The 16,917-nt window shown below is 70.0% G+C and carries 21 protein-coding genes; 16 read left to right on the top strand and 5 right to left on the bottom strand.

Translation table 11 applies throughout. The features are described from left to right. The first annotated feature begins 25 nt into the window (after positions 1-25). Positions 26-676, top strand: coding sequence for a hypothetical protein (locus tag OIE74_RS16885; RefSeq protein WP_329392328.1), 651 nt, complete (start codon positions 26-28; stop codon positions 674-676). Between the two features lie 79 nt (positions 677-755). On the opposite strand, the gene OIE74_RS16880 is transcribed toward OIE74_RS16885, so the two are convergent. Beyond that, positions 756-1,595: an SLATT domain-containing protein gene (locus OIE74_RS16880; RefSeq protein ID WP_329384032.1), complete on the bottom strand. Its 840-nt coding sequence runs from the start codon at positions 1,593-1,595 to the stop codon at positions 756-758. A gap of 266 nt (positions 1,596-1,861) precedes the next feature. On the opposite strand from OIE74_RS16880, the gene OIE74_RS16875 reads away from it, so the two are divergent. From OIE74_RS16875 to OIE74_RS16850, 6 genes are all read left to right on the top strand, one after another. Continuing rightward, complete coding sequence (locus OIE74_RS16875) at positions 1,862-2,197, top strand: YbaB/EbfC family nucleoid-associated protein (protein WP_329384029.1); 336 nt, start codon at positions 1,862-1,864, stop codon at positions 2,195-2,197. An 85-nt stretch (positions 2,198-2,282) separates the two neighbouring features. Further along, positions 2,283-2,882 (top strand): recombination mediator RecR, encoded by a 600-nt coding sequence (gene recR / locus OIE74_RS16870; protein ID WP_329384026.1) that lies wholly within the window; start codon positions 2,283-2,285, stop codon positions 2,880-2,882. Next, a complete protein-coding gene (locus OIE74_RS16865; RefSeq protein WP_329384023.1) occupies positions 2,875-3,540 on the top strand; it encodes a DUF5063 domain-containing protein in 666 nt (221 codons plus the stop codon). Before recR ends, OIE74_RS16865 begins: the two co-directional genes overlap by 8 nt. A gap of 107 nt (positions 3,541-3,647) precedes the next feature. Then, positions 3,648-3,938 carry a CopG family transcriptional regulator gene (locus OIE74_RS16860; RefSeq protein WP_329384020.1) on the top strand — a complete coding sequence of 97 codons (291 nt, stop codon included), beginning with the start codon at positions 3,648-3,650 and terminating at the stop codon, positions 3,936-3,938. Between the two features lie 65 nt (positions 3,939-4,003). Then, positions 4,004-4,381, top strand: a complete 378-nt coding sequence (locus OIE74_RS16855) for a hypothetical protein (protein ID WP_329384017.1) — start codon at positions 4,004-4,006, stop codon at positions 4,379-4,381. 114 nt (positions 4,382-4,495) lie between these two features. After that, positions 4,496-4,942, top strand: a complete 447-nt coding sequence (locus OIE74_RS16850; protein WP_329384015.1) for an SRPBCC family protein — start codon at positions 4,496-4,498, stop codon at positions 4,940-4,942. A gap of 22 nt (positions 4,943-4,964) precedes the next feature. On the opposite strand, the gene OIE74_RS16845 is transcribed toward OIE74_RS16850, so the two are convergent. Beyond that, a complete protein-coding gene (locus tag OIE74_RS16845; RefSeq protein ID WP_329384012.1) occupies positions 4,965-5,285 on the bottom strand; it encodes a hypothetical protein in 321 nt (106 codons plus the stop codon). Positions 5,286-5,475: 190 nt separating this feature from the next. Here OIE74_RS16845 and OIE74_RS16840 point away from each other — a divergent pair, with 190 nt between their 5' ends. From OIE74_RS16840 to OIE74_RS16800, 9 genes are all read left to right on the top strand, one after another. After that, positions 5,476-5,655 (top strand): hypothetical protein, encoded by a 180-nt coding sequence (locus OIE74_RS16840; RefSeq protein ID WP_329384009.1) that lies wholly within the window; start codon positions 5,476-5,478, stop codon positions 5,653-5,655. 235 nt (positions 5,656-5,890) lie between these two features. Beyond that, positions 5,891-6,265: a hypothetical protein gene (locus tag OIE74_RS16835; RefSeq protein WP_329384006.1), complete on the top strand. Its 375-nt coding sequence runs from the start codon at positions 5,891-5,893 to the stop codon at positions 6,263-6,265. Then, positions 6,262-8,067, top strand: a complete 1,806-nt coding sequence (locus OIE74_RS16830) for an alpha/beta hydrolase (RefSeq protein WP_329384002.1) — start codon at positions 6,262-6,264, stop codon at positions 8,065-8,067. The genes OIE74_RS16835 and OIE74_RS16830 overlap by 4 nt, the downstream gene beginning before the upstream one ends. Then, the gene (locus OIE74_RS16825) at positions 8,064-8,630 is read left to right on the top strand and encodes a hypothetical protein (protein WP_443076137.1); all 567 of its coding nucleotides are present in this window, start codon (positions 8,064-8,066) and stop codon (positions 8,628-8,630) included. Before OIE74_RS16830 ends, OIE74_RS16825 begins: the two co-directional genes overlap by 4 nt. A gap of 86 nt (positions 8,631-8,716) precedes the next feature. Continuing rightward, the gene (locus tag OIE74_RS16820; protein ID WP_329383998.1) at positions 8,717-8,860 is read left to right on the top strand and encodes a hypothetical protein; all 144 of its coding nucleotides are present in this window, start codon (positions 8,717-8,719) and stop codon (positions 8,858-8,860) included. A 234-nt stretch (positions 8,861-9,094) separates the two neighbouring features. After that, complete coding sequence (locus tag OIE74_RS16815; protein ID WP_329392327.1) at positions 9,095-10,366, top strand: aspartate kinase; 1,272 nt, start codon at positions 9,095-9,097, stop codon at positions 10,364-10,366. 25 nt (positions 10,367-10,391) lie between these two features. After that, positions 10,392-11,450 (top strand): aspartate-semialdehyde dehydrogenase, encoded by a 1,059-nt coding sequence (locus OIE74_RS16810; protein WP_329383995.1) that lies wholly within the window; start codon positions 10,392-10,394, stop codon positions 11,448-11,450. Between the two features lie 332 nt (positions 11,451-11,782). After that, entirely contained in the window at positions 11,783-12,442 is a 660-nt protein-coding gene (locus OIE74_RS16805; RefSeq protein WP_443076136.1) for a SigE family RNA polymerase sigma factor, read from the top strand. A 200-nt stretch (positions 12,443-12,642) separates the two neighbouring features. Beyond that, positions 12,643-13,722 (top strand): DUF4232 domain-containing protein, encoded by a 1,080-nt coding sequence (locus OIE74_RS16800; RefSeq protein WP_329383990.1) that lies wholly within the window; start codon positions 12,643-12,645, stop codon positions 13,720-13,722. A 27-nt stretch (positions 13,723-13,749) separates the two neighbouring features. On the opposite strand, the gene OIE74_RS16795 is transcribed toward OIE74_RS16800, so the two are convergent. From OIE74_RS16795 to OIE74_RS16785, 3 genes are all read right to left on the bottom strand, one after another. Next, positions 13,750-14,502, bottom strand: a complete 753-nt coding sequence (locus OIE74_RS16795; protein WP_329383987.1) for an SURF1 family protein — start codon at positions 14,500-14,502, stop codon at positions 13,750-13,752. A gap of 93 nt (positions 14,503-14,595) precedes the next feature. After that, positions 14,596-16,413 carry a S9 family peptidase gene (locus OIE74_RS16790; protein WP_329383984.1) on the bottom strand — a complete coding sequence of 606 codons (1,818 nt, stop codon included), beginning with the start codon at positions 16,411-16,413 and terminating at the stop codon, positions 14,596-14,598. Then, complete coding sequence (locus OIE74_RS16785; protein ID WP_329383981.1) at positions 16,410-16,904, bottom strand: hypothetical protein; 495 nt, start codon at positions 16,902-16,904, stop codon at positions 16,410-16,412. The genes OIE74_RS16790 and OIE74_RS16785 overlap by 4 nt, the downstream gene beginning before the upstream one ends. Positions 16,905-16,917: the final 13 nt, after the last annotated feature.

Below are 16,917 nucleotides of genomic sequence, written 5' to 3'. Positions count from 1 at the left end.
GAACTCGTTGGAGAGCGAGCCTCCCTTGGCCTGTGACCTGTGGTTGGTCCCCCTCGTCGATGTGCTGTGCTACAGCCCCGACAACCCCTTCGCCGAAGAGATCGCGGCCTACGACAAGGCACTCGGCGACGCCGGGCTGCCGTCCGTTCCCGTCTTCGCCTACATGCCAGGTCTCTCCGGAGATGTCGCACCCGTCGCCGGATTCGACTACGACGCCCTGCACTTCCTGCGCCGGGTGTATCTGCTCCAGGTGTGCGGCCTCGCGGTGACGCCCGTGGGCGAACTGGGCGGTGACTACGAGCAGTTGCTGGAGATGTTCGAGGCGACGGCCCAGCAGTCGCATCTGGTCTGGCACTACGACCACGCGGGCGCGTACGTCCCCGTGGACTACCCGTCCCCGCTCTCCAACGAGGAACTCCTCGCGGGCGGCGGCCCGCTGGGCTCGACGCAGGGGCTGCTGCGCGAGCTGGAGCTGGTGGCCCCGTCGATCGGCATCGACCCGGCCAACCCCCCGACCGCCCCGGCTCCGCCGCAGGGGCCGACATCCCTGGAGGAACCGGCGGGACCGATTCCGTACGACGACAGCCCGTTCGCGCGCGAACGCCACGTCTGGCTGGGCCTGCACGCGGCGGCGACGCGGAGCCTGGGCCAGGGCTCGATGATCATTTTCAGCTGAGGTGCGCTGAGCCGAGCGCCGGGTGGGCGGGCGTCCGTGGCCCGCCCGCCTTCCCTCTGTCCCTCTGCCCCTCCCTCCCCTACCGGACGTCCGGGGGGCGCTGCCGGGGCATGTTCGGGCGGGTGCCGGGCGGCAGCGGGAGGCGGCCCGACATGATCCCGCCGAAGCCGTCCGCCCGCGCCGTGGTCCCCATGCCGCCGATCACCGCCGACTGCGTCACCGGCGGCGCGGGCCCGGAGCGGTACTCCACCATCCAGTCCGTCGTCTCAGCCCGTAAAAGCTCTGTGATGTCCTCCGAGAACTTCCGCAGGACCACCAGACACCGCTCCGCCGCCTCGCTCGCGGTGCCGTCCGTCGGGCCGAGCACCTCTCGTACGCACTCCGAGGCCCAGTCGTACTGGAGCGTCTGCAGCCGCCGCTGCACCGCCTGCGCCGTCGCGACGTTCCGCATCCAGCCGGACGTCACCCCGAAATACCGGTCGCAGCCCAGACAGGCGACGGCCAGCAGCAGCGACAGATACCCCCACCCGGTCGCCGTCCGGCCCAGCACCCCCGTCAGATCCAGCAGCGGCAGCGCCGCGCCAACGACCACGCCGAGCGCCGTCACCGCCCGCAGGGCGCGTGCGCAGTGGCGCTTGGCGACGCGCTCCGCGCGGTAGCGGGTGACCGTGCGCAAGGCGCTCGCCTCCGCCCACCGGTACAGCTCGTCGAGCCGCTGGGCGGGCTCGCTCCAGTCCCCGGCGGGGAAGGCCTCGGCGAGCAGCGGGTCCCGGTCCCTGGCGGCGCCGCCCGGCACCGGCCCAGGCGCCGCTTCCGGTGCGGGCGGTCGCGCGGGCGGCCCCGGTGCGGGCGCCGGCGCGCTCTGCGGCACGTCCTCGTCCCGGGCCGACCCCCCGGGCTGCATGTCCGGCTGGCTCACGGGGGCGCTCCTCTGCGTAGCTGCTGGGCTGAGTGGAAGATAGAGACATGGGACGTGGATGCTGATGCGTACCGCACTTCCTACCGCCGAACGGTGGGCCATGCGTCCGGAATCCAGGCGCTTCCACCGCGCGGGCCCCGTGATCAGGTGGAGGAGGCGGGCACTCTCACCCGAAAGAGTTCGTTCCTGTGGGGTAGGACGGCCACCGTGGCGACCACGTAGGCTCGACCTGCCGAACAACCGACGTCGATTTGCCAGGAGTGACCGTGATTCCCGGTGGTGGCCAGCCCAACATGCAGGAGATCCTCCAGCAGGCCCAGAAGATGCAGCAGGACCTCGCGGCGGCCCAGGAAGAACTGGCCGCGACCGAGGTCGACGGTCAGTCGGGCGGCGGTCTCGTGAAGGCCACCGTCAACGGCTCCGGGGAGCTGCGCGGCCTTGTCATCGACCCCAAGGCGGTCGATCCCGAAGACACGGAGACGCTCGCCGACCTCGTCATCGCCGCGGTGCAGGCGGCGAACGAGAACGCGCAGCGGCTCCAGCAGGAAAAGCTCGGCCCGCTCGCGCAAGGCCTCGGTGGGATGCCGGGCATGCCCTTCTAGCCCTTCTGGCCGGGCGCCTCAGCAACTACCGTACGAGCGTCAAGAATTACCGGCAGAATCACCGACTTCCAGGAAGGGCGATCCGTTGTACGAAGGCGTGGTCCAGGACCTCATCGACGAGTTGGGCAGACTGCCCGGCGTCGGTCCCAAGAGCGCGCAGCGGATCGCCTTCCACATCCTCCAGGCCGAGCCGACCGACGTCCGCCGCCTCGCGCACTGCCTGCTCGAAGTGAAGGACAAGGTCCGCTTCTGCGCGGTCTGCGGCAACGTGGCGCAGGAGGAGCTGTGCGGCATCTGCCGTGACGCGCGCCGCGATCCGACGGTCATCTGCGTCGTCGAGGAGCCCAAGGACGTCGTCGCCATCGAGCGGACGCGCGAGTTCCGCGGCAAGTACCACGTGCTCGGCGGTGCGATCAGCCCCATCGAGGGCGTGGGTCCCGACGATCTGCGGGTGCGCGAGCTGCTGGCCCGTCTCGCCGACGGTGCGGTCACCGAACTGATCCTGGCCACCGATCCCAACCTGGAGGGCGAGGCCACGGCCACGTACCTCGCCCGCATGATCAAACCGATGGGCCTGCGGGTCACGCGCCTTGCCAGCGGTCTGCCCGTGGGGGGCGACCTGGAATATGCCGACGAGGTCACGCTGGGGCGTGCCTTCGAGGGGAGACGACTGCTCGATGTCTGACGCAACGCTGCACTCCACGTCGCAGGATCCGGACGACTTCTCGGTCCAGATCGCCGACCAGGTCGAGAGCTTCATCGTCGCGGTCACCGAGGTGGCGAAGGGCGACGAGCCCGACAGCGCCGTGCCCTTCCTGCTCCTGGAGGTCTCCCAGCTGCTCCTGGCCGGGGGCCGGCTGGGCGCGCACGAGGACATCCTCCCCGACGAGCGGTACGAGCCCGACCTGGGCCCGGAGCCGGACGTGGACGACCTGCGCGAGCGGTTCGCGGTGATGCTGGAGCCGATCGACGTCTACTCGGAGGTCTTCGACCCGTACGAGCCCCGCAAGGCACCGGTCCCGTGCCGGATCTCCGACGACCTGGCCGACATCGTGGCGGACCTGCGCCACGGCATGGCGCACTACCGGGCGGGCCGGACGACCGAGGCGCTCTGGTGGTGGCAGTTCTCGTACTTCTCCAACTGGGGCTCCACGGCCTCGGCCTCCCTCCGCGCCCTCCAGTCCCTGGTGGCCCACGTCCGCCTCGATCAGCCCCTCCCGGCCCTGGACGGCCTGGACACGGACCAGGACCTGGGCGAGGACGCACTGGCGGAGGAGGCGGGCCGGGTGATGGCGGAGGAACTGGGCACGCTGGGCATGCGCCCGGTGGCGGACCCGGCGTAGGGGGTTCCGGGCCGGCGGCCGGGGGCGGTCGGGGGTGGCGACCAGCGGTTCACCCGGCGGTGGAATTCCGCTTGGTCCTGCCCGGACGCAAAAGTATGGTCGATCATATGGCGACCAAAAAAGTCACGGTGACGATTCCCGTGGACCTCCTGGACGAGATCCGAGAGGAAGCAGCCGAGCGTGGCATCTCCGCATACGTGACGGAGGCGCTGCGTGACCGGCGCAGCCGCGACAAGCTGGCGGACTTCGTGGGATGGCTGGACGAGGAGTACGGCGCTCCCACCGAGGAGGAGCTGGGCTCCGCGCTCGCCGGGCTGGAGGACCTCGACGCCGAGCACGACCGGCGCCGTAAGAACGATTCATCGGGGCGGTCCGGCGACGGCGCGGTGGCGGCGTGAGCAAGGGAGAAGGCGGCAAGGCGCGGAAGCAGGGGCGTCGGTTACTGCCACGCCTGCGTGTCTTCATGCTCGACAGTCAAGCGCTCTCACTGGCGGTGAATGGCGATCGCGAGATGCACGCGCTGCTCACCCTGGCGGCTGCCGGCCATGCCGACGTGGTGACGTCCCCCATGACGGTGATCGAGGCGCACGACGGCCGGATCCCGGAGCCTCGCTGGAACTGGGTGCTCAGCCGGGTGGCGGTCGCGAACGTCGGCGAGCGGGAGGCCAAGGCGGCTCGACGGCTGCTGTCGGATGCGGGGCCGCACGGCCACAAGTACGCCATCGACGCGGTGCTCGCGGCGATCGCCTGCCAACAGCGGGGCGACGTAACGGTGTTCACGTCGGACGTGGACGACATGGAGAAGCTCCTGCCACCCACGGTGCTCGTCCAGAAGGTCTGACCGGTCCGGCGGGACTTCACCCGCGCTCAGCAACCCGAGTGGCGTGGGACCGTCCACCGGGGCAGAGTGAATTGCCACCTTCCTCCCGCCCTGCCCGTCAAGGAGTGAACAGTCGTGAGTGGACAGTTCGAAGCAGTGACCGAGATCGATCGACCGATCGAGGAGGTCTTCGCGTATCTGGCGGAGGGCACGAACGACCGGGAATTCAGCCCCCGGGTCCAGAACATCACCAAGGACCCGGCGGGCCCCACGACTGTCGGCTCGGTGTTCCGGAGCACGGTGAAGGACGCGGGGATGAAATCCCAGCGCGAGCTGCGGATCACCGAGCTGGAAGCGCCGTCCAGAATCCGCTGGGCGGAGACGTCGAAGAACACGGTGACGTCCCGCGAGGGCGGCTACGACCTGGAGCCGATCTCGGACGGGAGGACGCGGGTGCGCCTGTTCAACGTCCTGGAGGGCCACGGCATCGGCAAGCTGCTGGTGGGACTGGCCCTCAGCGCGGCCCGCAAGGACGCACCGGCGTTCGGCGAGCGCATCAAGAAGGCCGCGGAGGCGTCCTGACGGGCCTCCGTCCGGTACGCCGCTACGCGTAGGTCGTGACGACCGCCATCAGGAACGCTCCCTCGGCGGCCAGTTGGACCCCCAGCGCGCTCCTGCTCACGGCGTTGCGCGGGACGACGAGAACGGTCAGCCAGGCGACGCCGGCGAGCAGGAGACTTCCCTGGTACAGCCAGCCGGGGTTGCTGCCGCAGTTCTCGCCGTAGGTGATACACCTGCCGGCGCGCTCGCCGGTGAGCGCCAGCAGCGCGGCCAGAATCGACGCGGGCACGATCGAAAAGGCCGAGATGGTCGCGAGTTTGCGGAGTCGGCGGGTGGCCTGGGCTGCGGTCGGGTCGGCGTTCATGGTGCTGATCAAAGCGTGCGGTCGTGTCCGCCGCATGAGCCCGGCTACTCAGTCCCGGATGGTGACATCGCCGTCGTCGTCGCAGGTCGTCCCGGGGCTTGAGCCTCGGGCTCCGAGCCCTCTTTCAGATGAGTGGGTGGGAGAGGTTGGGAACCGACCCCCCTCCCAAGTCCCCCGCTGACCAGTCGAGATGACTTTCCATGGTCAGCTCCTCGTCGACCGGGATGCCTCCTCCCTGACTGTGCATGCCGAGCCCGAGAAGGGCGAGTACCGCTCTGTCACCATCAGGCCCTTCGGCGCTGCCGTCGAGCTCCCCGACCCGGTCGGCATCACGCTGGAGACCGAGAAGCTCAAGGACTACGCGGACTGACGGGCGCCGACGTCGGGCCGAACCTGGCTGAGCGAGCGGGTTGGGGCAACCTGAGAGCCGGTGCTCTTGTGGGGTGTGCGTTGCGGGTGTTATGGCGTGAACGCCTGTTCCGGCCTCGGATTCCATTCCCTTCCGTTCTCACTTGCATTCGCTACGGGGTGCCCCAGTAACGTCACTCCGACCGCATCACGCACGTGCGTGGAGTGACCGAACGAGGGGGGGAACGGTGGCGTATATGCAGGGCTGGCAGGAGGTGTTCGCCCTCTCCGGGGCACCGGTGAGCGGTGAGGGGCGGCTGAAGCACAGCGGCGGGCCGTGGACCGGCGCGGCCGGGACCGCCGAGTCGCTGCGGAGCAGCACGAACAAGAGCCACGGCCGGCTCCGGCCCGCGCACGCGGGTGTCGCCGTCGGCGCGGCGGGGTTCTCGGCCGTGGCCGCGCTGAGCGAGGTGCTGGCATCGTGGGAGACGCGACTGGCGGCTGTGCGGGTTGAATGCGCGTACCTGGACGGGGCGTTGGGGAGGGTCGCCAAGGAGCTGGGAGAGACCGACGTCGTCGTAGAGAAGTCCGTACGGGCCGTGAACGCGGGCGGCGCGGGCGAGGACCGGTGACCGGCACCGTACCGACCTGGCAGCAGCTACGGGACCTGAAACGAGCGGAGTTCGAGGACGCCGGTGACGGCTGGCACGAGGTCTCCGGCAGGGCCGGGGCCGACCGCGTCAGGACCGACAAGGCGATGACGGCGAAGCTGCGCGAGACGCAGGACAGCGAGTCGGCCAAGTCGGCCGTCACCAGGCTGGAGCGGCTGAGCCGCAACTTCCAGTACGTCCACACCGAGTGCGGTCTGATCCGTACGACCCTGAACAGCCTCGCCTCCGAACTCGCCGAGCCGCAGGTGCGATTGACGCAAGCCCTGGAAGACGCCGAGAGGCTGGAGTTCACCGTCCAGGCCGACGCGTCGGTCAGCTACCCGCCCGCGGTCGTCTGCGGCGACCCTCTCATCGGCGAGAAGGAGAAGAAGGTCCCGGGCGGCACCGCGCTGGGCAGCGCCCGGCTCCCCCTGGAACCGCACCCCGGGTTGAACGGGCGGCCCGGGTTCGGCTACGTCTCCAACCCCAACGCCGCGATGGCCCAGGAGATCGCGGACCGCATCGCACGGGCGGTCCGGTCCGCCGCCGAGATCGACGCGCGGTACGCGCGTGCGCTGCGCGGACTCAAGGCGGCGACGGGCCTTGACGTCACCGAGGCGACGCTGAAGGACGTGGCCGGCGACACGGCAGCCGTACGCAGGACCGCGCGGGTATATCTGGGGGACGACCTTCCGTACGACGCGTCGCCCGCGGGGCGCAAGGAGTGGTGGGACGGTCTGAGCGCGGAGCAGCGCAGGGAGTACCTGGACGTCGCACCGGACCTGATCGGAAGCCTCGACGGCATCCCGTCACTCGCGCGCGACGAGGCCAACCGGAACTATCTCCCGGTGCTGATCGACTCGCTGGAGAAGCAGGGCGGCGAGGACGCCCAGACCAAGCTGGGCGGACTCCGGAAGATCGAGGAGAAGCTGGGCGAGCAAACGCGGGTGCCGATGTATCTGCTCGGCATCGGGGACGAGGGCAATGGCCGTGCCATTGTGGCGTACGGAAATCCGGACACGGCGAAGAACGTCTCGGCGTATGTGCCGGGGCTGGGAACCAAGTTGGACGACTCGTTCGCCGGGGGTACTTTGCAGCGGGCGATGGATACGGCGAAGGGCGCGCGACGACACGACCCATCCAGCGCTTCCATTGTCTGGCTCGGCTACGACGCACCGCAGAGCGTGGATGTCATGAGCAAGGGGGATGCGGAGCGTGGGGCGCCCGCCTACAACGAGTTCATGAACGGGCTGGGAGCCACCAACGAGAACAAGGACCCGCATATCACCGCCATCGGGCACTCGTACGGCTCACTGACCGTGGGAACCGCCGCCCAGCAAGGGGGAATTCCCCATGCGGACGACATCATTCTGCTGGGAAGCCCGGGCACCGGAGCCGACAAGGCGGAAGATCTCGGTGTCGGAAAGGACCATGTGTACGTCGGGGCGGCCGACAACGATCCGGTGACTCAGCTTCCCTCGAAGCAACAGAGCGCGGCGGGCTTCGCCGGTCTGTTGGCCGGCGGGCCACTGGGTGCGTACGTCGTCGGCGACATCGCCGACCGGGGTGACGACGACCTCTATTTCGGCAAGGACCCGGCGAGCGAGGCATTCGGTGCGACACGGTTCGAAGTCGACCACGGGGCGCACCCGATTCTCGACGGCGGCGGATTCGATGCCCACTCCCAATATTTCACGCCGGAAAAGGACAAAGAATCGGCGAACAACATCGCTCTGATCGTCGCCGGACAGCCTGAAAGGATCAAGACGGAGGAGTGGCGATGAAACGGGAGATGACGCGGGTCCCGATTCTGCTTCTGGTGAGTGGGTTGCTCGCCGGATGCGGAGTGCTGGGAGGGGATGACAAGGGAGTGGCGGCGACCATGAATATGCAAGAGGCGGCCGAGCACGCGGACACCATGCTCGATTCGACGCTCGGGGCGATCGAGCCGGAGGTTCAGTGGGCTCACGACGACACATCCACCGGCAGTTGTGATCTGACCCGTCGGCGGACGGTGATGACCATCATCTCGGAACAGCGGCGTGGGAATTTCCTGGGCATGGTCGAGCGGTACTGGAAGAAGAGCGGCTACCGCATCACTTCCGTGAATCCCAACAAAGACAGCCCCGCCATCTTCGCCAACAGTCCGGAAGGCTTCGGGATCAGTCTGATCGTGGGCTACAAGGGTCAGGTGTTCTTCGACGTCGACTCCCCCTGCGTCGCGGAGTCGAAGGTCGCCGCCCCCACCGCCGAGCCCAACGGTCCCGCCTACGAGGGCGTCGAGATCCCCCGTCCCAACGTGCGCTCCGGCTTCTGGTCCGCCGGGACCCCCGCCGACTCTTCGTGAACCTGGGGCCCCGTTCCTCCGTATAACCCTAATGACGCCCCTGTCGGCGTTCGTTGGCGTTCATCGGCGTTTCCGTGGAGGCTCCTGTGTTCGGAAAGATCATCCAGTGCGTCGTCGCGGGCGCCATCGCCGCAGCGGGCCTCGTGGCGGCCGGCAGCCTCCCCACAAACGTCATCGCCGGACAGGCCCCGGCCGTACAGGCCCCCGCCACCACCGATCCCGGCCGATAACTTCCGGCACAGGCCCAACCGGGCGGGATCAGCGTGTGACCCGGACCACGTTTCGCGTGGGGCGTTTCATACCGGGCATGCATGTCCACCGAGCAGCCGCGACGCTTGTTGGGTGATCAAGGTGTGAGCCGGGTATCTCACGATGCGATATATCCCAAGCGGAATGCGGCTGCTCGTTAGACTGAGCCGACCGCAGTGATGAACGACTGCGGCATGACTGATCGAGGAGCGCACGTGGGCCTTGTCGTGCAGAAGTACGGAGGCTCCTCCGTTGCCGATGCCGAAGGCATCAAGCGCGTTGCCAAGAGAATCGTCGATGCCAAGAAGAACGGCCATCAAGTGGTCGTCGTGGTATCCGCGATGGGCGACACGACGGACGAGCTGACCGACCTCGCCGAACAGGTGTCCCCGATCCCCGCGGGTCGGGAACTGGACATGCTGTTGACCTCCGGAGAGCGGATCTCCATGGCGCTGCTGGCCATGGCGATCAAAAGCCTGGGCCACGAGGCCCAGTCGTTCACCGGCAGTCAGGCCGGCGTCATCACCGACTCGGTCCACAACAAGGCGCGCATCATCGACGTGACGCCCGGCCGTATCCGTACGGCGCTGGACGAGGGCAACATCGCCATCGTCGCCGGATTCCAGGGTGTGTCCCAGGACAAGAAGGACATCACCACCCTCGGCAGGGGCGGCTCCGACACCACCGCCGTCGCCCTCGCCGCCGCGCTGGACGCCGAGGTCTGTGAGATCTACACGGACGTGGACGGCGTCTTCACCGCCGACCCGCGCGTCGTCCCGAAGGCCCGGAAGATCGACTGGATCTCCATCGAGGACATGCTGGAGCTGGCGTCGTCCGGTTCCAAGGTGCTGCTGCACCGCTGCGTCGAGTACGCACGCCGATACAACATCCCGATCCATGTCCGCTCGTCCTTCTCCGGACTGCGCGGCACCTGGGTCAGCAACGAGCCGCAAGGGGACCAGCAGGTGGAGCACGCCATCATCTCCGGAGTCGCCCACGACGTCTCCGAGGCCAAGATCACCGTCGTCGGCGTGCCCGACAAGCCCGGGGAGGCCGCCGCGATCTTCCGTACCATCGCGAACGCCGAGGTCAACATCGACATGGTCGTGCAGAACGTGTCGGCCGCGTCCACCGGGCTGACCGACATCTCCTTCACCCTCCCCAAGACGGAGGGCCGCAAGGCGATCGACGCCCTGGAGCGGGCGAAGGGCACGATCGGCTTCGACTCGCTGCGCTACGACGACCAGATCGGCAAGATCTCGCTGGTCGGCGCCGGTATGAAGACGAATCCGGGTGTCACGGCCGGTTTCTTCGAGGCGCTGTCCGACGCGGGCGTGAACATCGAGCTGATCTCGACCTCCGAGATCCGTATCTCGGTCGTCACCCGCGCGGACGACGTGAACGAGGCCGTGCGCGCGGTGCACACCGCCTTCGGCCTGGACACCGAGTCGGACGAGGCCGTGGTCTACGGGGGCACCGGACGATGAGCGGGAGTCGCGGAAGCGCGGGCCGATGAACGGCCGCCCGACGCTCGCGGTCGTAGGCGCGACCGGGGGCGTCGGCGCCGTCATGCTCCAGATCCTGTCGCAGCACGCGGACGTCTGGGGCGAGATCCGCCTTCTGGCCTCGCCCCGCACGGCCGGCCGCAAGCTGACCGTACGGGGCGAGGAGACCGAGGTCGTGGCGCTCAGCGAGGCCGCGCTCTCGGGAGTCGATGTCGCGCTGTTTCTCGTACCGGACGCCGTGTCCGCCCAGTGGGCACCCATCGCGGTGTCCCAGGGCGCCGTCGTGGTGGACGCGTCCGCCGCGTTCCGCATGGACGACCAGGTGCCGCTCGTGGTGCCCGAGCTCAACCCGCATGCCGGGCGGCTCCGTCCGCGCGGCATCGTCGCGAGTCCGGGCTGCGCCACGCTCTCGATGATCGTGGCGGTCGGCTCGCTGCACGCCGAGTTCGGGGTGCGCGAGCTGGTCGTCTCGTCGTACCAGGCGGTCAGCGCCGCCGGACAGGACGGCGTCGAGGCGCTGCGCCGGCAGCTGTCGGTCGTGGCCGGTACGGAGCTGGGGACGAACCCCGGCGACGTGCGGCGCGCGGTCGGCGACATCACCGGGCCCTTCGGCGGGCCGCTGGCGCTCAACGTCGTCCCGTGGGCGGGGTCGCTCATGGAGGACGGCTGGTCGTCCGAGGAGATGGCGATCCGCGAGGAGACCCGGAAGGTCCTCGATCTGCCCGATCTGAAGGTCGCGGTGACGTGTGTGCACGTGCCCGTGATCACCGCGCACTCGCTCGCGGTGCACGCGCGCTTCGAGGGCGCGGTCACGGTCGACCGGGCGCACGAGATCCTGGCGACGTCGCCGGGCGTGGTGCTGTTCGACAATCCGGCGGCGGGGGACTTCCCGACGCCGGCGGACGTGGTGGGGACCGACCCGACGTGGGTGGGGCGGGTGCGGCGTTCGCTGGACGACGAGCGGGCGCTGGAGCTCTTCGTGTGCGGTGACAACCTCCGTAAGGGCGCGGCGCTCAACACGGCGCAGATCGCGGAGGCCGTGGCCGGGGAGTTCACCGGCGCGTAGCCGGAGGTCGGGCACGTCCGGCGGGCGCGTACCGCGGAGGGCGGGTGCCCGTCCGAGTGGGCCGTCCGGCCCTTTGTAGGATCTGTGAAAGCCCTGTGAGCAAATCGCCGTTCAGGGCCACTTGAACTGGGGTGTTCCGGTGGCGGACGATGCTCATCCGACTTGTCGCAACCGACGGTTGACCGGAAGCGTCTATGCGGTTGTCCCTCCGCGATGTCGTAGACAAAAGGGGCATGTGGGGGAGAACGGTTACGCATGAGGGCAATTGGTGCATCGTCAAATGTGGTGGCGAACACGTACAACCCTGGGCGGGGGCAGCGTGTCCAACAGGCGTGGCAGAGGTTCTCGATTTCACAGCGGTCGTCCCGGTTCGCGGCACTTCGGTGCGGCCGAGCCGTCGGCCTCGCAGTCCCGGTGGTATGCCGGTGATCGCTCCCATGCCGGCGGCGCGCCCGACGGGTCTCCCGGACCGGCGCGAGGCTGACGGCGCGATGGCCGCAGGTACCACCGTCGACCATCTGACCGAGACCTACCGACAGCACTACCGCTCACTGCTCGGCCTCGCGGCCCTGCTCCTGGACGACACGGCCTCGTGCGAGGACGTCGTCCAGGAAGCCTTCATACGTGTGCACTCGGCGCGCAATCGCGTACGCGAACCGGAGAAGACCCTCGCGTATCTGCGCCAGACGGTCGTCAACCTGTCGCGCTCCGCGCTGCGCCGCCGCATCCTCGGGCTCAAGCTGCTCTCGAAGCCGATGCCCGACATGGCGAGCGCCGAGGAAGGCGCGTACGACCTGCTGGAGCGCGACGCGCTGATCAAGGCGATGCGCGGCCTCCAGCGCCGCCAGCGCGAGGTACTGGTGCTGCGCTACTTCGCCGACATGACGGAGGCGCAGGTCTCCGAGACGCTCGGCATATCCCTGGGCTCGGTGAAGGCGTACGGCTCGCGAGGCATCGCGGCGCTGCGTATCGCCATGGAGGCCACGGCATGAACGGGCACGAGCGAGACCAGGACCACGGAAGGCCGGAGGGGCCGGACGGTCCGACGAGCGAGTCGACTGGGAATGGAACTGTGAACCACGGGCCGGAAGAAGAACCGGGCGGAGACCTGCACAGTGTGGCCGACAGCACGCGGGGCGCGGAAGACGCCGACGGCGGTGCCGCCCGAGCCGATGGGGATCGGCAGACAGAGGTGACTCGGCCCCAGCCTCTCGCGGCGATCTTCGGCCGCGGCGAAGGGGGAGTGGGCGGCGAAGAGGGAGTGGGCGGTGACGACGGTGACACCTCCGACGAGTTGGCGCTCCGCCGGCTCCTGCACGGCGCCGTCCAGGAGATCCAGCCCTCGCCCGGAGCCCTCGACCAGCTGAAGCGGGCCGTGCCCGCGAGACGCGCGCGCAAGCGCCAGGCGTTCGTCGGCGTCGCGGCGGCGGCGCTGCTGTTCGGTACGGCCGTGCCGGCCTTCGTGCATGTCGCCAACACCGGCAGTTCCTCGGACGGCAAGTCTTTCAACGTGGGCCACGGGGAGCAGGTCCAGGGCGGAACCGGCTCCGACGGCGGCCCCAAGGACAGTGAGAAGGAGGGCTCCGGCCCCTCCGGCAAGACGGACGACGAACAGGGTGGCCCGGACGGCAAGGACTCGCCCGAGACGGGCGGCGACGGGACCACGGGCGGTACGACCGGCGGCTTCGACAACGACCCCGAGAGCAGTTTCACCAGCTCCACCGCCACCTGCGACGCGAGCCAGCTCCAGGTGAGCTCCGAGTCGGGCGAACCACAGGCCGACGGCACGGTCTACGGCCGGTTCCGTATCTCCAACGTCTCCGGCACGGACTGCTCGGTCAGCGGCCACGGTTCCGTCCGCTTCCAGGCGGCGGGCGCGGCCGACCCCAGCAAGATCGAGGTGCGGGACCACATCGAGGGTGACGCCGCGAGCGGCCTGCCCGACCCCTCGCAGGAGGCGACCAGCCTGGTGCTGCCGCCGACGGGGGCGTACGAGGTGATGTTCGCCTGGGTGCCGACCGACACCTGTCCGACCGGTGAGCCGTCACCGGACCCCTCGCCCACGGAGGGCGAGACGGGCGGTGCGACGAACGGCACCGGATCGACGCCGATCGAGCCCTCGCCGCAGCTCGGCAGTGATGACGGGGCGCCGGAGGACGGCAGCATCGACGTCGTGCACACGCCGGAGTCGGGCTCGGAGCCGGCCGCGACGACGATCGACAACGCGTGCGCGGGGACGATCTACCGGACGGGCGTGCTGGAAGCGTCGTAGCGGGGCGTCACGCGGGTTGTACGGGTGTTACGCCGCCGTCTCCAGGCCCAGCGCGCGGTCCTTGACCGCCTCGGTCTCGCGCCGGAACAGCCGGAACCACATGAAGAGCACGAACGCGACGAAGACGAACCACTCGCCCGTGTAGCCGAGGTTCTGGAACGCCTTCAGGTCAAGACCGCTGCCCTGCGGCGCCCGCGCCGGTACGGGCGTGAGACCCGCCTCGGGCTCGGTGACGGTGACCCAGGCGTCGTACACCGCGTACGGCACGAGGTTGACCAGCGACGCCCCGCTGATGATGCCGACCTGCCCGGCCGGCAGCCCGCCGCGGGAGTCGGCGCCGTCGCTGCCGGAGTTCTCCGGCGCCTGGAGCGCGCCGGTCACGCTGACCTGGCCCTTCGGGGCGGGGGGCACGGCCTCGCCGGCGGGCAGCCAGCCGCGTACGACGGGCAGCGCCTTGCCGCCGTCGGTCCGCAGGAGCGCCAGCACGTACGAGCCGGACTTCTCGTCCAACTCCCGGTTCGGGACGACGAGTTGGTCCGCGTACGTACCGGTCGCCGTGGCATGCCGGCCCGAGGTCTCCTGATCGACGGGCAACAGATCCGCGACCGGCGCGGCGGCCCGCTTCCCGGGGTCGGGGGCGTCCTCGGCGCTCCGGTGCGAGTCGACGCGGTCCTCGAAACGGCCGAGCTGCCAGGTCCCCATGAAGACACAGAAGGGGATGGCGAGCAGCACGAAGACATTGATGCCCCACCAGCGGGGCGTCAGCAGGAACCGATACACCCCTCTACGGTACGCAGCACCCACGCGGGCGCGGGGGGCGGGGCTCACGCCCGCCCCCCAGGGCGGCCGGTGACAGGATCCTCACATCACGCCCTACCGCAGGTGCCGCTCCGCGAAGTCCAGTTCCAGGCGGACCTGTTTGATTCGTTCCTCGACCACCAGGGAGCCGTGGCCCGCGTCGTAGCGGTACACCTCGTGCGGCGCGCCGCGTGCCGTCAGGCGGTTCACGTAGTTCTCCACCTGCTGGATCGGGCAGCGCGGGTCGTTCAGGCCGGCCGAGATGTAGACCGGGGCGCGCACGGCGTCGACGTACGTCAGCGGTGACGACGCCTCGTACCGCTCCGGGACCTCCTCCGGCGTGCCCCCGAGCAGCGTGCGGTCCATGGACTTCAGGGCCTCCATCTCGTCGTGGTACGCCGTGACGTAGTCGGCCACCGGTACGGCCGCCAGGCCCACCGCCCACGCGTCCGGCTGCGTGCCGAGGCCCAGCAGCGTCAGATAGCCGCCCCACGAGCCGCCGGAGAGCACGAGCTTCGCCGGGTCGGCGAGACCGGACGAGACCGCCCACTCACGGACCGCCGCGATGTCCTCCAGCTCGATCAGGCCGACGCGGTGCTTGAGCGCGTCCGTCCACTCGCGGCCGTAGCCGGTCGAGCCGCGGTAGTTGACGCGTACGACCGCGAAGCCGTGGTCCACCCAGGCCGCCGGGCCCGCCGTGAAGGAGTCCCGGTCGTGCGCGGTCGGCCCGCCGTGGATCTCGAAGACCGTCGGGAACGGGCCCTCGCCCGCCGGCCGCTGCACGAGCGCGTGGATACGGCCGCCAGGCCCCTCCACCCAGACGTCCGTCACCGGCACGGACTCCGGTGCCTTCGCGCCCGGCGGGTCGAGCACGACCTCGCCCGACGTGGACCGCACCACCGGCGGGTGGGCCGCCGACGACCACAGGTACTCCACCGAGCCGTCGGGCCTGGCCGTCGCGCCCGACACCGTACCGGCGGGCGTCTCGACCTCGGTCAGCGCGCGCGTCGCGAGGTCGTAGCGCCACAGCTCGCTGCGCGCCTCGAAGCTGTGCACGATCAGCAGCGCGGACCCGTCCGGATACCACTCGGCCGATACGTCCCCGGGCAGCTCGATCGCCAGATCGGTCTCCTCGCCGGAGGCCACGTCCCACACGATCGGCTCCCACCGGCCGCGCCGCTGGTGCCCGACGAGGAGCCGGGTGTCGCCGTCGACCGGCGCGAAACCGAGGACCGCCAGGCCCAGTTCGACCTCGCCGCCCTTGGTGTCGTCCAGCTCGGCGACCGCCGTGCCGTCGGGCCGGACCACGCGCAGCGCGGAGTGCATCGCGTCGCCGTGCTCGGTGTGCTCGACGGCGACGAGCGTCCCGTCGTGCGACAGGTCGCCGACGCCGGCGGACTCGCGGTGGCGGTAGATCTCGACCGGGGTGCCGCCCGGGGGGAGGACATGGATCGTGGAACCGTCCTCGTCGGTGGAGCAGCCGACGACCGCCGTACCGTCACGGCCGATGGCGAGGCCGCTGGGGTAGGCCGGGGCGACACCGGGGGCGGCGGGCTCGTCGGCGTCACCCCCGAAGGGCTGCCGCATCCAGACGCCGAACTCGTCGCCGTCGGTGTCGCTGAACCACCAGATCCACCGGCCGTCCGGGGTCAGCACGCCGTCCGTGGTGCCGTTGGGACGGTCGGTGACCTGCCGCTGGACGCCCGTGGCGCGGTCCCACGCGTACAGCTCGTACGTGCCCGTCGCGTTGGACACGAACAGCGCGCGGTCGGGCGCGTCCTCGGCCCACTCGGGCAGCGAGACGCGGGGCGCCCGGAAGCGCTTCTCCCAGTCGGGGGCCGCCTCGGGCCCCGCCGGGTCGTGCGGCTGGTGGTCGTCGTTCTTCTCAGTCATACGCCCCATTCTGCGTCTGATGGCACGCCCCACGGGGTCCAGCCGGGAGATCTGCCGAGCGTGAGCAGTACGAGGTCGAAGGGGTGCCTGGCCCGAGCGCCCCGTGTCCGCGCAGGGCTGAAAGCCGCGCCAGGGGCGAGCCGCCGTCCGTCGTCCGGTACGAGGCGCGCGAGGGCGAGGGCGGCCTCGGCGATGTCGTCGTCCGGCCGCCAGTCGATGCCGACGGCTCTGGCGACGTCCCAGGAGTGGACGGCGTGGTCCAGGAAGTGGAATCCGACGGCGACGCCGGCGGGGAAGCGTCTGGTGGCGCTGATCTCGGGGAGGTCGAAGCGCCGGGCCGCCGCGCCGGGCCGGGCGAAGGAGTCAAGGACGGCCTCGGCCGTGTCCCGGTAGGCCCGGTCGTACGTCCAAACGAAGTCCCGTCCCTCCGGGAGGAGTTGGTGGTCGATGAGGCGATCCAGCTCGTTCTTGAACTCCTGATCGGGCCCCATGACGAGTAGGTGG

The organism is Streptomyces sp. NBC_01716 (assembly GCF_036248275.1).
Taxonomy (GTDB): domain Bacteria; phylum Actinomycetota; class Actinomycetes; order Streptomycetales; family Streptomycetaceae; genus Streptomyces.
This window is presented reverse-complemented; position numbering and strand designations above follow the sequence as displayed.

What these genes read in the sequence shown, in the direction of transcription:
- OIE74_RS16845 (WP_329384012.1), bottom strand. Translation starts at nt 5,285, where the DNA reads ATGAACGCCGACCCGACCGCAGCCCAGGCCACCCGCCGACTCCGCAAA.
- OIE74_RS16860 (WP_329384020.1), top strand. Translation starts at nt 3,648, where the DNA reads ATGGCGACCAAAAAAGTCACGGTGACGATTCCCGTGGACCTCCTGGAC.
- OIE74_RS16840 (WP_329384009.1), top strand. Translation starts at nt 5,476, where the DNA reads ATGACTTTCCATGGTCAGCTCCTCGTCGACCGGGATGCCTCCTCCCTG.
- OIE74_RS16835 (WP_329384006.1), top strand. Translation starts at nt 5,891, where the DNA reads ATGCAGGGCTGGCAGGAGGTGTTCGCCCTCTCCGGGGCACCGGTGAGC.
- OIE74_RS16865 (WP_329384023.1), top strand. Translation starts at nt 2,875, where the DNA reads ATGTCTGACGCAACGCTGCACTCCACGTCGCAGGATCCGGACGACTTC.
- OIE74_RS16790 (WP_329383984.1), bottom strand. Translation starts at nt 16,413, where the DNA reads ATGACTGAGAAGAACGACGACCACCAGCCGCACGACCCGGCGGGGCCC.
- OIE74_RS16785 (WP_329383981.1), bottom strand. Translation starts at nt 16,904, where the DNA reads ATGGGGCCCGATCAGGAGTTCAAGAACGAGCTGGATCGCCTCATCGAC.
- OIE74_RS16855 (WP_329384017.1), top strand. Translation starts at nt 4,004, where the DNA reads ATGCTCGACAGTCAAGCGCTCTCACTGGCGGTGAATGGCGATCGCGAG.
- OIE74_RS16825 (WP_443076137.1), top strand. Translation starts at nt 8,064, where the DNA reads ATGAAACGGGAGATGACGCGGGTCCCGATTCTGCTTCTGGTGAGTGGG.
- OIE74_RS16810 (WP_329383995.1), top strand. Translation starts at nt 10,392, where the DNA reads ATGAACGGCCGCCCGACGCTCGCGGTCGTAGGCGCGACCGGGGGCGTC.